The sequence below is a fragment of the Stenotrophomonas sp. YJH_SMC_17 genome (genome assembly GCF_059371655.1).
In genome coordinates this window covers 277,523-291,369 of record NZ_JCAFUU010000002.1, presented here as the reverse complement: position 1 = coordinate 291,369, position 13,847 = coordinate 277,523, and the positions used below count along the sequence as shown (strand labels likewise).

Genomic DNA, 13,847 nt, shown 5'->3' with positions numbered 1-13,847 from the left:
CTTTCACGGAGGCTGCGCAGCCTCTGCGGGCAGGGTGGAGCGGCCATCTGCCGGAGATCTTCATGCCCGTACACCGCCCCGCCCTGCTCGCCCTGTCCTTGCTGGTGTCCCCCGCCTTCGCGCAGGTGCCGCCGCCAGCCCAGCTGCCGGAGCCCATTGCCGAGAAGGCCGGCCCCGATACGGCGGCGCGCTCGCCGCTGCACGCCCAGGTGCTTCTGGACCGGGCCAATTTCTCCCCGGGCGAGATCGACGGTGAAGTCGGCAGCAACCAGCGACGCGCCGTGGCCGGGTTCCAGGCCGCTCACGGCCTGACGGTGAGCGGAGAGCTGGACGACAGCACCTGGAAGGCGCTGCAGGCCGATGCGACCACACCGCTCGCCAGTTACACGTTGACCGCCGAGGACGTGGCCGGGCCGTTCGTCGCCCTACCGAAGACACCCGCCGCGCAGGCAAAGCTGAGGGCACTGGGCTACAGCAGCGTCGAGGAATCACTGGGCGAGCGTTTCCATGCTTCGCCAACATTGCTGAAGGCGCTCAACCCCGGCGTCGATCTGGCCAAGGCCGGCAACCGCATCCAGGTACCCAACATCGCACCGGCTGCATTGCCGAAGGCGGCGAAGATCGTGGTCGACAAGTCCGATTCCACCCTGCAGTTGCTGGATGCGCAGGGCAAGGTGATCGCACAGGTGCCAGTGTCGTCCGGCAGCCAACACGATCCGCTGCCAATCGGTGAATGGAAAATTCTTGGCGTGTATCGTGACCCGCCGTTCCACTACAACCCCAAGCTGTTCTGGGATGCGCGCAAGGGCGACAAGAAGGCTACGCTGCCTCCGGGTCCGAACAACCCGGTGGGGAGGGTCTGGATTGATCTGTCCAAGCCCCACTATGGCCTGCATGGAACGCCGGTGCCCGGCCATGTCGGCAAGACCGAATCGCATGGCTGCGTGCGCATGACCAACTGGGATGCGCTGCGCGTGGCCGATGCGGTGGATACCTCCGTCCCCGTGGTGATGCAGGAGTAAGCCGATGCGTCTTTCGCAGCTGATCGTGCTGGGCGTGCTGCTGGGTGTGGGACTGGGCTGGTGGCTGCGCCGCGATGCCGCCGAACCCACGGCGGCGTCCTCGCCAGCAATGACCCCCACCGTGTCGGCAACGCCGACGGCGGAACCGACCACACCGAGCGCGCCGCTGCCGGCCAGCCTGGACGCAGCACAGGGCGGTCTGCTGCTGCCGGTGCAGGGCGTACTACCCTCGCAGTTGCGCGACACCTTCACCGACGCCCGCAGCGAAGGACGCGTGCACGATGCCATCGACATCATGGCCGATGCCGGGACGCCCGTGCTGGCGGTGGCCGACGGCACGGTGGAGAAGCTGTTCGACAGCAAGCGCGGTGGGCTGACGATCTACCAGTTCGAGCCCAGCGGACGCTGGTGCTACTACTACGCGCATCTGCAGCGCTATGCCGATGGCCTGGCCGAAAAGCAGGTGATCAGGCGCGGCGAGGTGATCGGTTATGTAGGCAGCACCGGCAATGCCAGTGCGGACGCGCCGCACCTGCACTTCGAGGTGCACGTGCTGGGGCCTGAAAAACAGTGGTGGAAGGGGGAATCGATCAATCCCTATCCATTGCTGCGGGCGGCCGAACGCTGACGCGTCAGCCCTCGCTTTGCTCAGAGGCCAGAGGCAACACGCACCGCTTCGCAGGCTGTGATCAGGTCTTCCACCAGGCGCCCGCTGACATCGAGTTCGCCCTCGTACTCGGCGATGTTGCGCTGCTGGTGGCACTTGTCGAGTACGCGCCACACCTCCGGACCAACGCCGAGCGTGTGCTGGAGCGACTGGAACACGATGTAGCGGTTGCTGGGCCGGAATCCCTTCGCGCGAAGCGCGGCCAGGCTCAAGGCGTGCGCGGCGTTGTAGGCAAGGTCGAAGCGGCTTTCCAGCGACAACGTGGCATTGCGTGCGTCACGCAGCCGCGCAAGGCCCGAGCGCTGCAGCCCTTCAATCTCCCGCGGATCGGGCGGTTCGGCGGTAAGCGGTTTACCCGCCCCGACCAGATTCTGCAATGGCGAGGTCATCCTTTCCTCCAATCACCCACACCTTGGGTTGTTCGAGAACACGCTGCAGGAAGGCATTGCCCTTGCGCAGGCGATCATTCAATTCGTCGTGCGTGTACAGCGTCGGGTTAACCGGCCGTCCCAGACGTTCCTCCAAAGGATCAAGCACCGCCATCAACTCAGCATAACCCAGCGTATCGGACACGAGCATCAGATCGATATCGCTGTGCGCGCTGTCGGTGCGCTTGGCCACCGAACCGAAGACGAAGGCCAGCGCAATCTGGTCCTGCAGCGGTTGCAACGCCTCGCGCAGCGGCTGCGCGAGGCCGATGGTCTTGTGCACCAGCGCCACCAGTTCGGCATGGATGGGGGAGCCGGCAAATGCCCGATAACGTTTCTGGTTACCGACTTTTCGTTGCTCCACCAGGCCGCTTGCGACCAGCTTGGCCACTTCCCGCTGCACGGCGCCAGAGCCGGCACCGCTGCCACTGATCAGCTCGGAGATGCTGAAATCTCGACGGTCCTGGCCGAACAGCAGCGCCAGCACCCGCTGCTGGGTCTGGGTGAACAGTGCATCGGCCAGGCCGATGGGGCTGGACGAAGATGCAGTGGCGGTAGATATACCCATACTGGGCATTATTGTGCCCATATTGGGTATTCCGCAAGTGCCTTCGCCAGCTACCGGGCGGGGATACGGCGCAGCGCAATGCTGGCCACCTCCAGCCCGACACCGAATATCACAAGCAACATCGCCACCGGCTTCCAGAAGAAGAACGGCCACAGCCAGACGTAGTCGAGGTCGGTCAGCTTCAACAGGTCCAGTGGGGGCTGCAGTTCGATCAAGGCCGCCCTGCCCGCCAGCGCCGGGTCCACCTCCAGCACGGTTACCCGCAGCCATGAGCGTCCGCGTGGCAATGCATCGCCGCGGCCATAACCAAAGTAGGACGTCATGAGACCGCTGGATTCAACCGACGCCAGCCTGCGATCGATGCCCTGCCCGGCCGCGCCCGAACGCTCCCCCGCGCGGAAATCTCCATGATTGGTGGGAGTATCGATGCGCAGCAGCACGTCAGGGTCAGCCTCAGCACCGTCTGCGGCATACCGCAGCCGCAGCCTCAGATGGTCATCGATGAAGCGGTAGACCGTCACCTCGGCCGTCGCGCCCGGGCTCAGCAGCAGCGGCAGGGTCTGGGTGCGCGAGGCCAGCTGGTTGGCGATGGCGCCGAGCGCCAGAACCACGCAGGCGATGCCCCACAGGCTCCACAACACCCACAGGGTGATCCGAACCACGGTCTCGCCTTTCACGCTGACATCCTGGTCATCGCTTTGCTTCCTCGCCGGCCCCGCTGACACAGTAACGAAGAAGCCCCGCTTTCGCGGGGCTTCTTCTTGCAGCGACGCCGGGTGTGGCCCAGCGCTACCGGTCACGCACTCAGGCGAACGGATCTTGCAGGACCATGGTGTGGTCGCGGTCCGGGCCGGTGGAGACGATGCTGATCGGGCAACCGGCCAGCTCTTCCAGCGAGCGCAGGTAGGCACGTGCAGCCGGCGGCAGGTCGTCCCAGTGGGTGATGCCGTGGGTGTTCTCGCTCCAGCCCGGGAACTCCAGGTACACCGGGGTGCACTCTTCCCAGCCCTGCGCGTCCAGCGGCGCGTACTCGGTGCGCTTGCCGTTGTATTCGTAGGCGATGCAGACCTTCAGCTTTTCCATGCCATCGAGCACGTCCAGCTTGGTGATGCACAGGCCGCTGATGCCGTTGATGGCCACGGCGCGCTTCAGTGCGACGATGTCCATCCAGCCGCAACGACGCGGGCGGCCGGTCGAAGCGCCGTACTCGGCACCGCGATCGCGGATGCCCTGGCCGACTTCGTCGTCCAGTTCGGTCGGGAACGGGCCACCACCGACGCGGGTGGCGTAGGCCTTGGCGATGCCCAGCACGTAGTCGATCGAATCGGCGCCGACGCCGGAACCGGCCAGCGCACCACCGACGGTGGTGTTGGAGCTGGTGACGTACGGGTAGGTGCCGTGGTCGATGTCCAGCAGCGCGCCCTGCGCACCTTCGAACAGCACGCGCTTACCCTGCTTGCGCAGGTCGTGCAGGATGCCGGCCACGTCGGACTTCATCGGCTGCACGTACTCGCCGAAGGCCAGCGCTTCGTCGAAGGTCTTCTGGAAGTCGACCGCATCGGTGTTCAGATACTTGGTCAGCACGAAGTTGTGGTAGTCCAGCGCGGTGCGCAGCAGTTCTTCCAGCTGCTTCGGGTAGTGCAGGTCGGCGATGCGGATGCCGCGGCGCGCCACCTTGTCTTCGTAGGCCGGGCCGATGCCACGGCCGGTGGTGCCGATCGCCTTGCCGCCGGCAGCGCGCTCGCGCGCCTGGTCCAGGGCGATGTGGTACGGCATGATCAGCGGGGCGGCCGGGGAGATCTTCAGGCGCGAACGCACTTCCACGCCGGAGGCTTCCAGCTCGGCGATTTCCTTCTGCAGCGCGGCCGGCGAGATCACCACGCCGTTGCCGATCAGGCACAGCGCGTCGTCACGCAGGATGCCCGACGGGATCAGGTGCAGGACGGTCTTCTTGCCGTTGATGACCAGGGTGTGGCCGGCGTTGTGACCGCCCTGGAAGCGCACGACGGCGCCGATCTCCTCAGTGAGCAGATCGACGATCTTGCCCTTGCCTTCATCGCCCCACTGGGCACCAAGCACTACGACAGACTGACCCATGACGGGCTCCTCATATGTTGCGGCCATCGGGGCCGCGGACGGGTAAACCGTGGCGGGGCTGGCCAGCACCTGGAGGGCGGCTCCAAACGGGGAGCGGCCGGTGATGGAAGGCCCAGACACGGAAAAAGCCGAACGGGGAGGCCCGTCCGGCTTTTGTGCATTATCCGGGTTTCCGGGGTCCGGTGCCACCTTTCCGACGGGCGGCTTCACCGGCCGGTCAGGCCGGCGTCTCATGTAGAGCCGAGCCCATGCTCGGCTGCCTTCCCGCCGCTGCGCGGCGCCGCCCGGGCATGGGCTCGGACGCTACAGGGCGGGGTTCAGTGCCGTGCCCACCACAGCAGGCTCAGGCCGGCCAGCAGCACCAGCCCGCCGAAGCTGCGCAGGGCCGGGCTGGGCAGGTCCAGCAGGCGTTCGGCCATGCGCTTCCAGGCGAACGGTGCGGCGAACAGGAACAGGCCTTCCAGCACCGCGACCAGGCAGACGGCGGCGAACAGATCTTTCATGGGGGAACTCCAGAAAAAGCACGGGGCCCGGCATTCATCCGGGCCCCGTGGGGTAATGCCCTGCGACCTCAGCGGTCGTTCTTCAGGTACTGCAGGAACGGGTCGTTCTTGTCCAGCACGATCACGCCATTGCCGTCGCTCATGGAGCCGCGGTAGGCCTCCAGGCTGCGGTAGAACGCATAGAACGACGGGTCGGCCGAGCCGGCCTTGCCGTAGATGCGGGCGGCGTCGGCATCGCCTTCACCGCGCAGACGCTGGGCATCTCGCTCGGCTTCGGCGATCAGCACGGTGCTGTCACGGTCGGCCTGGGCGCGGATGGTCAGCGACTGCTCCTCGCCCTCTGCCCGCAGCTTGGCGGCTTCCTGCTTGCGCTGGGCCCGCATGCGCTCGTACACGTCGTTGATCACCTGGCTGTCGGTCGGCAGGTCCACCTGCTTGATGCGCAGGTCGATCATCTGCATGCCCAGGCCGGCCACGGCTTCGTTGATCCCCTTCAGCTGCTCGGCGATCAGCTCGCTGCGGTCGCCGGACACCAGCTGCTGCAGGGTGCGCGAGTTGATCTGGTTGCGCAGCGAGTCGGTGATGATCGGCGCCAGGCGAGCGTTGGCGATACGCGGATCGCCGCCGGTGGCCCGGAAGTAGTCACCCACGTTGGAGATGTAGCCGATGGCGAAGAAGTCGACGCTGACGTCCTTCTGCTCGGCGGTGAAGTACCGCGCCGGCGCGGTGTCGAGCACCTGGAAGCGGCGGTCGAAGACCTTCACCGTTTCCACCACCGGCACCTTGAAGTGCAGGCCCGGTTTGATGTCCGAACGCACCACCTTGCCCAGGTTCAGCACCATGGCGGTCTGGTCCTCACGGACCACGTACACCGAGCCGAGCAGGCCCAGCACCACCGCCACGATCACGGCGATCCAGATAGGACTCTTCATCGGCTGCCCTCCTCACGGCCGCTCGGTCGCCCGGTCGGGCGGCCCACCGGCCGGCCCGGATCACGGGACTGTTCCACCGCTGCGCCCGGCAGCGACGGCATCACCACCTCCGGGTTGGTCACCCCCGGCGGGGCCGAGGTGGTGGGACGGGTATCGCCGGTCATCGGCACGTAGATCAGCTGGCGGCCATCGCCACCAATCACCTTGCGGTTCTCGCTCAACACCTGCTGCACGGTCTCCAGCCACAGGCGCTTGCGGGTCACTTCCGGGGCGTCCTTGTACTGGGCCTGCAACAGGCTGAAGCGCTGCGCGTCACCCTCGGCCTTGGACACCACGGCCTGCTTGTAGCCTTCGGCGGTGGTACGGGCACGCGAGGCCTGGCCTCGGGCTTCCGGCACGACCTTGGCGGCGTAGGCCTGGGCTTCGTTGATCAGGCGTTCCTTGACCTGCTGGGCGCCGTTGACCTCGTCGAAGGCCGGCTTCACTTCTTCCGGTGGACGGGCGTCCTGCAGGGTCAGGCCAGTCACGGTCAGGCCGGTCTTGAACGCCTTCAGCAGCGCCTGCAGGCGCTCTTCGGCGGCCACGGCCAGCGGGCCACGGTTGTTCAGCACGGCGTTGAGGTCGGCGCGGCCGACTTCCTCGCGCACCGCGCTCTGCGCGGACTGCTCCAGCACCTGGTCGGCGTTGAAGGTACCGAACAGGTAGGTCTGCGGGTCGTCGATGCGGTACTGCACGTTCAGCGAGACATTGACGATGTTCTCGTCGCGGGTCAGCACCGGCACCTGGATCGAGAAAGTCTTGATCTCGGTGGCGTTGACCTTGGTGACAGACTCAATCGGCCACGGCAGCTTGAAGTTCGGGCCGGGCTGCAGGATGCGCGAGAACTGGCCGAAGCGCAGCACCACGCCACGCTGCTGTTCGCCGATCAGCTGGAAGCTGGAGAACAGCACCAGCAGCACCACGGCCGCCACCACCCAACGCACGATGCCGCCGTCGAACAGGTCCTTCAGTGGTCCGGGCAGTCCGCCCCAGCCACCACCATTGCCACCGCCGCGTGACCCGAACGGCCCGCGTCGATTGTCCTCGGGGCCTTGTCCGCCCTTGTTGCCGCCGGGTGTATTCCAGGCCATGCACGCTCCATCAAGATGTGGGCTGCGGCGCGGGCCCTTCCCGCACCGCCAGCCGTGAAACCATCACCGATCATACAAGATGGGGCGGATCGGCAGGATCGAAAGGGGGGCAACGGGGTAAGGTGACGTTTTCCTCGAAGTCAGGCAACGCCGATGGCCCCCACCACCCCGTTCACCGCCTTCCGCATCGAAAACGACGACGCAGGCTACCGCAGCGGCCTGGCCCAGCTGGGTGTCGACGACCTCAACCCCGGCCAGGTGCTGATCCGCGCCCACTGGTCCTCGGTCAACTACAAGGACGCCCTGGCCGGCACCGGCAAAGGCAAGATCCTGCGCCGCTTCCCGCTGGTCGGGGGCATCGACGTGGCCGGCACCGTGGTCGCCAGCACCGATCCGGATTGGCGTGAAGGCGACGAAGTGCTGGCCACGGGCTGCGGCCTCAGCGAGACCCGCGACGGCGGCTACAGCCAGTACGTGCGGCTGGAATCCCGCGCGGTGATCGCCCAGCCGGCCGGGCTGACCCCACGCGAGGCGATGGTGCTGGGCACTGCTGGGTTCACTGCGGCACTGGCCCTGCTGCGCATGCAGGACAACCGGCAGACCCCGGAACTCGGCCCGCTGGCGGTCACCGGTGCCAGCGGCGGTGTCGGTGCGCTGGCACTGTCGATCTTCAGCCGTGCCGGCTACAGCGTGCACGCGGTCAGCGGCAAGCCGGACCAGGCCGATTTCCTGCGCGGCATCGGCGCCACTGAGGTACTGCCGCGCGACGCGCTGGCCGACACCGGCCCGCTGCAGTGGGCTCGCTTCGGCGGTGGCCTCGACAATGCCGGAGGCGACATGCTGGCCAGCCTGCTGGCGCAGACCGTGCCCTACGGCAGCGTGGTCAGTGCCGGCCTGGCCGCCAGCCCGACGCTGGACATGACCGTGATGCCGTTCATCCTGCGCGGTGTCTCACTGCTGGGCGTGTCCTCAGCCAATGCGCCACGCGGACTTCGCGAGGAAGTCTGGGCGCGGCTGGGCAACGAATGGAAGCCGCAGCACCTGGAACGCATCTGCACTGCCGAAGTCGGCCTTGATGGCCTGCCCGCTGTATTCCAGCGGATGCTGGCCGGCGGCTCGCTGGGGCGCACGGTGGTGCGGATCGACTGAACGTCGCAGGCAGGCGACGGACGGCAGATGCGCCCCTCCCGCCGGTAATGTGCCCGCACTACACTGCGGGCATTACATGGGGAACAACATGGCACGCATTCTGATCGTCGACGACTCACCGTCGCAGCTGTTGGGGATACAGCGCATCGTCGAGAAGCTCGGGCACCAGATCCTGACCGCCACCGATGGCGCCGCCGGGGTCGAAACTGCAAAGGCCGAGCTGCCCGACCTGGTCCTGATGGACGTGGTGATGCCGAACCTCAACGGTTTCCAGGCCACCCGCACCCTCGCCCGCGAAGAGGCGACCCGGCATATCCCGGTGATCCTGGTGACCACCAAGGACCAGGATACCGACCGCATGTGGGGCATGCGCCAGGGCGCCAAGGCCTACATCACCAAGCCATTCTCGGAAGACGAACTGTCCGAGGTACTGGAGCGCGTGTTCGCCGGGCAGGGCTGAAACATTCCGGTGGGTGCCAACCTTGGTTGGCACATCGCTCCGGTAGGTGCCAACCTTGGTTGGCACGCTTTGAACGGCCAAAAGGCGCGCGGACCAAGGTCCGCACCCACCACAATCGGTCTCAGATCGTCTCGCCAAACGCCTTGGCCAGGTTCCGGTACGCCTTCTTCTGCGCCTCGTCGGTTGCGGCCGGGGCCACGATCTCGATTTCGACGATCTGATCGCCATCCGGATTGCCCGGAAGGCCACGACCGCGCAGGCGCAGCTTGCGGCCGGCGTCGGAGTCGGCCGGGATCTTCAGCTCCACCGCACCGCCCAGGGTCGGCACGCTGATGCTGGTGCCCAATGCGGCCTGCCACGGGGTGACCGGAAGCGTATAGAGGATGTTGCGGCCATCGACCTCGAACTGCGGGTGCGCGGCGTACTCCACTTCCAGCAGCAGGTTGCCGCCATGGTTGCCCTGCCCGGCCAGCCGGATCACCTGGCCCGGACGGATGCCCTTGGGCACGCGCACGTCCAGCTGCTTGCCGTTGACGGTGATGCGCAGGCTGTCACCGTTGTAGGCCGCCTCCAGCGGTACCGACAGCTTGGCGCGGGTATCGCGGTTGGGCGCATGGCCCTGGCTGCTGAAGCCCGGGCCCGGACCGGCGCCACCACGCTGGCGCGCGAACAGGCTTTCGAAGAAGTCGCTGAAGCCGCCATTGGGGCCACCACCGCCGAACACTTCCTCGAAATTGAAGCCCCCGGCGCCGCCGTAGTTCGGCGGCACGTTGAACTCCTCGCCCGGGCGATAGCCCTGCGCGCGCAGCTGGTCGTAGGCCGCGCGCTTTTCCGGGTCACGCAGCGCCTCGTAGGCCTCGTTGACCGCCTTGAACTTGTCTTCGGCCCCGGCCTCCTTGCTGACGTCCGGGTGGTACTTGCGTGCCAGCCGGCGGTAGGCGGTCTTGATCTCCGCCTCGCCCGCGCTCGGTTCCACCCCCAGGGTGGCGTAGTAATCCTTGAATTCCATCCAGCTACCTCGATTCGCTTCGGCCGCGCCGGTGGCGCCGCCCCGGGTTCATTCTACGCGCCGGCGATGCTACGCCGCCCCTCGTGCGGCCCTGGTGAGGCCGACTGATCCTGCGCAATGCGGCTGCCATCCCCATGCCCCAGGCTGTGACTGGAAGCCTGACCCGCCAGGCCTGAAGATGGGGCCTGCACGCCGGTTTTCCAATGTCTTGACGCCCCTGTCCCACGCCGGCCTCTAGCCTGCCCCTGCAAGGAGTCCACCATGACCATCCACGTTGGCGACCGCATTCCGGAAGTGACCCTCAAGCGCATCCGCGAGGGCATCGAAACGCTCGATACGCATTCGCTGTTCGACGCGCGCAAGGTGGTGCTGTTCGCCGTGCCCGGTGCGTTCACCCCCACCTGTTCGGCCCGTCACCTGCCTGGCTACGTCGAAAAGTTCGAGGCATTCCGCCAGCGCGGCATCGACGTCTACTGCATGGCAGTCAACGATCCGTTCGTGATGAAGGCCTGGGCCGCCGACCAGCACGTGCCCGACGGGCTGCTGATGCTGTCCGACGGCAATGCCGAACTGACCCGCGCGCTCGGCCTGGAGCTCGACGCCAGCGCCTCGGGCATGGGCATCCGCTCGCGTCGCTTCGCGCTGTACGTGGTCGATGGCATGGTGCGCGCAGCCTGGATTGAACAAGCCGGCCAATTCGAAGTCTCTTCAGCCGAGTACGTGCTGGAGCATCTGCCCACCTGATTTTCCACCGCAAAAGGAAACGGCCAGCCATGTCCAGCAAGCCAGCCAAAACCCCCAAGCCCGCCGAAAAAGTTCCCGGCATCAGCGACCGCAAGACCCTGCGTGATCGCGCCCGGAGCAACATCGAGGACGGCGCGATCACCGACAGCTACAGCGCCGACCGCAAGGTGGTGATCAAGCTGCTCAACGACGCGCTGGCCACCGAGTACGTCTGCGTACTGCGCTACTACCGGCATTACTTCATGGCCAAGGGCATGCTGGCCGACGCGGTCAAGGCAGAGTTCCTGGAGCACGCACAGCAGGAGCAGGCACACGCCGGCAAGCTGGCCGAGCGCATCGTCCAGCTCGGCGGCGAACCTGATTTCAACCCCGATACGCTCACCGCGCGTTCGCATGCCGAGTACAAGGAAGGCAGCGACCTGCGCGACATGGTCCGCGAGAACCTGGTGGCCGAGCGCATCGCCATCGACAGCTATCGCGAAATGATCAACTTCATCGGCGACCGCGACACCACCACCAAGCGCATCCTTGAGGACATCCTGGCGCAGGAAGAGGAACACGCTGATGAATTCGCCGATCTGCTGGATGGGTGGATTGGGGAATGACGGCCTGACGCTCCCTGTAGAGCCGGGCCCATGCTCAGCTGCTCCTGCGACGTGCGTGCAGCGGTCAGCCGAGCATGGGCTCGGCTCTACAACAGCGTGGCAAACATACGGAACGTGCCAACCGAGGTTGGCACCTACCGGAGTACGGTGAACCGCACCTGCGTCCACGCGCCATCAGCGGCCAACGCAGTCAGGGTGTGCGCGCCCGGTTCGGCGAACTCGCGCTGCATCAGCTGCGCCCCACGGGTCTGCGCGATCCAGCGACCATCCAGCAACCAGTCCACCGTCTGCTCGCTGCCCAGCGCGCGCAGCTGCAGGCGTACGCCATGTTCGGCGTTGGGTGCGCGCGCCAGTGCGGCACCATCATTGAGGCCATCGATGTGCAACGCGACGCTGGCCTCGCGTCCATCATCACGGCAATCCGGCGACAGCGCGGGCAGCTGCGAGGCCTCGCGTGTGGCCTTGGGCAGCCACGGTGACAGCAACGCCGGCCAGCGCGCGATCTCACGCGCGACTTCGTCGTGCGGCAAGCGGCAATCGGCCGACACGCGCAGCCCGGTATGCGCGTCGGCAAGGTAGCGCTGCCGGCCTGGCTGCCAGCGCCGCGCCTCGCGTTCAGGGAAGGTCGGCGGTGCTGCGCCATCCAGCAAGTACGCTGACATCCGCCGCTGGCACAGTGCCGCTGGCAGCCCTTCCGCACGTTCGCCGGTGGGCCAGCAGACATCCTCCTGGCTGACAGTGGCCGGCATCGGCGCGGCCGCCGAATCGCCGCGCTGGCGCGGCAGGCTGTCCACCACTTCAAACATCAGTGGCAATGCGGTGACCGCACCGTACTGGCCCGGCAGTGGCGTGCCATCCGGCCGGCCTACCCACACGCCCACGGTGTAGTGTCGGGTACTGCCGATGGCCCATGCATCGCGGTACCCGTAACTGGTGCCAGTCTTCCACGCCACGCGCGGGCGGCCACCGACATCGAAGGTTCCCATGCTGTACCCCGGGCGTGGATTCGACTCCAGCATCTCGCGCACGATCCAGCTGGCACCCGGCGAGGCCAGGCGCCGCTCGATCATCGGCTCGTCATCGGAGTAGCGCACGCGCCCGGCGATGCCATTGCGGTTGAGTGCAGCGAATGCACCGACCAGGTCTTCCAGCCGCGCACCGGTACCCCCCAGAATCAGCGACAGGTTGGGCGTGCTGCCCGGCGGGAAGCGCAGCTGGATGCCGGCGTGCGACAGCCGCGCAGCAAAGCGCGCCGCACCGACCCGCTGCAGCAGGTCCACCGAGGGCACGTTGAGCGACAGGCGCAACGCACTGGAAGCGCCGATCGGACCGTTGAAGGCCATGTCGAAGTTGCCAGGGCGGTAGCTACCGAAACTCTGCGGCGCATCGACCAGCAGGCTTTCCGAATGGATCAGGCCATCGTCCAGCGCCATCGCATACAGGAACGGCTTGAGCGTGGACCCCGGCGAGCGCCAGGCCTGCACCATGTCGACGTGACCCAGCCGCTGGCGATCGCCGAACGCCAGCGTGCCGACGTAGGCACGCGCCTGCAGGGTCTGGTTGTCGACCACCAGCAGCGCGGCCGAGGTGCGTTCGGGCAGCGTCGAGAAATAGCTGGCCACGCGTTCCTCCAGCGTGCGCTGCAGCCCAATGTCGATACTGCTCTGGATGCGTGCCTGGCCCGGATGCGCCGAATGCAGGCGCTGCGCCAGCAACGCGGCGTGCAGCGGCGGACGCAGCGAGCGTGCCACCACGTTCTCGATGCGCGCGTCGTCCACCTCTTCCGGTGTCCACGCGCCCAGTTCGGCCATGCGTGACAGCACCTTGTCGCGCGCTTTCTGCGCCGCTTCCGGATGACGGTCCGGGCGCAGCCGGCTCGGCGCCTGCGGCAGCACCGCCAGCAGCGCGGCCTCGGCATGCGACAGCTGCGCCGCCGGCTTGCCAAGGTAGGCCCAGCTGGCCGCTTCCACGCCTTCAATGGTGCCGCCGTACGGCGCGCGCTCCAGGTACAGGGCCAGGATCTGCCGCTTGCTCAGGTGCACTTCCAGCTGCACCGCGCGCAGCATCTGCTTGAGCTTGCCCCACGGCGTGCGCGTATGCGGGTCGAGGATGCGCGCGACCTGCATGGTCAGGGTCGAGCCACCGGACACGATGCGGCCGCCGCGCAGCAGCTGGCCGCCTGCCCGCAGGATCGCCAGCGGATTGATGCCCGGATGGTTCCAGAACCAGCGGTCTTCGTAGGTCAGCAACGCCTGCAGGTACAGCGGCGAGACGCTGTCGATCGAAGCCGGATAGCGCCACACGCCCTCGGCATCGGCGAACGCGCGCAGCGGCGTGCCGTCCGCCGACACCACCAGAGTGCTGGTGTCGCGCTGCTTCGGCAAGGGCGGCGGGAAGGCGAAATCCAGCACCAGCAGCAGCGCCAGCAGCGCCGCGGTACCCCAGCGCAGCCACGGCCACAGCGGCTGCAGCCGGCGGCGCAGGGCCGCCAGCCGGTTTTTCATTGCGTCTTTCATCGCACATTGCCCGCAGG

Annotated in this window: 15 protein-coding genes; 6 read left to right on the top strand and 9 right to left on the bottom strand. The window is 67.0% G+C overall.

Annotated elements, in window-relative coordinates; genetic code table 11:
* The first annotated feature begins 62 nt into the window (after positions 1-62).
* The gene (locus AC5P8Z_RS06395) at positions 63-1,022 is read left to right on the top strand and encodes a L,D-transpeptidase family protein (protein ID WP_295565271.1); all 960 of its coding nucleotides are present in this window, start codon (positions 63-65) and stop codon (positions 1,020-1,022) included.
* Between the two features lie 4 nt (positions 1,023-1,026).
* A complete protein-coding gene (locus tag AC5P8Z_RS06390; RefSeq protein ID WP_495228497.1) occupies positions 1,027-1,650 on the top strand; it encodes a M23 family metallopeptidase in 624 nt (207 codons plus the stop codon).
* Positions 1,651-1,670: 20 nt separating this feature from the next.
* Here AC5P8Z_RS06390 and AC5P8Z_RS06385 read toward each other — a convergent pair whose 3' ends face one another.
* The 7 genes from AC5P8Z_RS06385 to hflK form a co-directional block, all read right to left on the bottom strand.
* Positions 1,671-2,078, bottom strand: a complete 408-nt coding sequence (locus AC5P8Z_RS06385; protein ID WP_495228496.1) for a hypothetical protein — start codon at positions 2,076-2,078, stop codon at positions 1,671-1,673.
* Entirely contained in the window at positions 2,041-2,685 is a 645-nt protein-coding gene (locus AC5P8Z_RS06380; protein ID WP_295565278.1) for a transcriptional regulator, read from the bottom strand. Before AC5P8Z_RS06380 ends, AC5P8Z_RS06385 begins: the two co-directional genes overlap by 38 nt.
* 50 nt (positions 2,686-2,735) lie before the next feature.
* On the bottom strand, positions 2,736-3,362 hold the full coding sequence (locus AC5P8Z_RS06375) for a hypothetical protein (protein ID WP_495228495.1): 627 nt from the start codon (positions 3,360-3,362) through the stop codon (positions 2,736-2,738).
* Between the two features lie 127 nt (positions 3,363-3,489).
* Entirely contained in the window at positions 3,490-4,782 is a 1,293-nt protein-coding gene (locus AC5P8Z_RS06370; protein ID WP_142806544.1) for an adenylosuccinate synthase, read from the bottom strand.
* A gap of 317 nt (positions 4,783-5,099) precedes the next feature.
* Positions 5,100-5,285 carry a DUF2065 domain-containing protein gene (locus tag AC5P8Z_RS06365; RefSeq protein WP_286069434.1) on the bottom strand — a complete coding sequence of 62 codons (186 nt, stop codon included), beginning with the start codon at positions 5,283-5,285 and terminating at the stop codon, positions 5,100-5,102.
* 68 nt (positions 5,286-5,353) lie between these two features.
* Complete coding sequence (gene hflC, locus AC5P8Z_RS06360) at positions 5,354-6,217, bottom strand: protease modulator HflC (protein WP_088026795.1); 864 nt, start codon at positions 6,215-6,217, stop codon at positions 5,354-5,356.
* Positions 6,214-7,347 carry an FtsH protease activity modulator HflK gene (hflK, locus tag AC5P8Z_RS06355; RefSeq protein WP_495228493.1) on the bottom strand — a complete coding sequence of 378 codons (1,134 nt, stop codon included), beginning with the start codon at positions 7,345-7,347 and terminating at the stop codon, positions 6,214-6,216. The genes hflC and hflK overlap by 4 nt, the downstream gene beginning before the upstream one ends.
* Positions 7,348-7,500: 153 nt before the next feature.
* Here hflK and AC5P8Z_RS06350 point away from each other — a divergent pair, with 153 nt between their 5' ends.
* The gene (locus AC5P8Z_RS06350; protein WP_495228492.1) at positions 7,501-8,496 is read left to right on the top strand and encodes a YhdH/YhfP family quinone oxidoreductase; all 996 of its coding nucleotides are present in this window, start codon (positions 7,501-7,503) and stop codon (positions 8,494-8,496) included.
* 88 nt (positions 8,497-8,584) lie between these two features.
* On the top strand, positions 8,585-8,956 hold the full coding sequence (pilH, locus tag AC5P8Z_RS06345; RefSeq protein WP_495228491.1) for a twitching motility response regulator PilH: 372 nt from the start codon (positions 8,585-8,587) through the stop codon (positions 8,954-8,956).
* 121 nt (positions 8,957-9,077) lie between these two features.
* On the opposite strand, the gene AC5P8Z_RS06340 is transcribed toward pilH, so the two are convergent.
* The gene (locus AC5P8Z_RS06340; RefSeq protein ID WP_049457947.1) at positions 9,078-9,965 is read right to left on the bottom strand and encodes a DnaJ C-terminal domain-containing protein; all 888 of its coding nucleotides are present in this window, start codon (positions 9,963-9,965) and stop codon (positions 9,078-9,080) included.
* 261 nt (positions 9,966-10,226) lie between these two features.
* On the opposite strand from AC5P8Z_RS06340, the gene AC5P8Z_RS06335 reads away from it, so the two are divergent.
* The gene (locus tag AC5P8Z_RS06335) at positions 10,227-10,709 is read left to right on the top strand and encodes a peroxiredoxin (RefSeq protein WP_495228489.1); all 483 of its coding nucleotides are present in this window, start codon (positions 10,227-10,229) and stop codon (positions 10,707-10,709) included.
* A 29-nt stretch (positions 10,710-10,738) separates the two neighbouring features.
* Entirely contained in the window at positions 10,739-11,314 is a 576-nt protein-coding gene (locus AC5P8Z_RS06330; protein ID WP_495228487.1) for a ferritin-like domain-containing protein, read from the top strand.
* A gap of 134 nt (positions 11,315-11,448) precedes the next feature.
* Here the strand turns inward: AC5P8Z_RS06330 and pbpC are convergent, their stop codons facing one another.
* Positions 11,449-13,830, bottom strand: a complete 2,382-nt coding sequence (pbpC, locus tag AC5P8Z_RS06325) for a penicillin-binding protein 1C (RefSeq protein ID WP_495228486.1) — start codon at positions 13,828-13,830, stop codon at positions 11,449-11,451.
* Between the last annotated feature and the right edge of the window lie 17 nt (positions 13,831-13,847).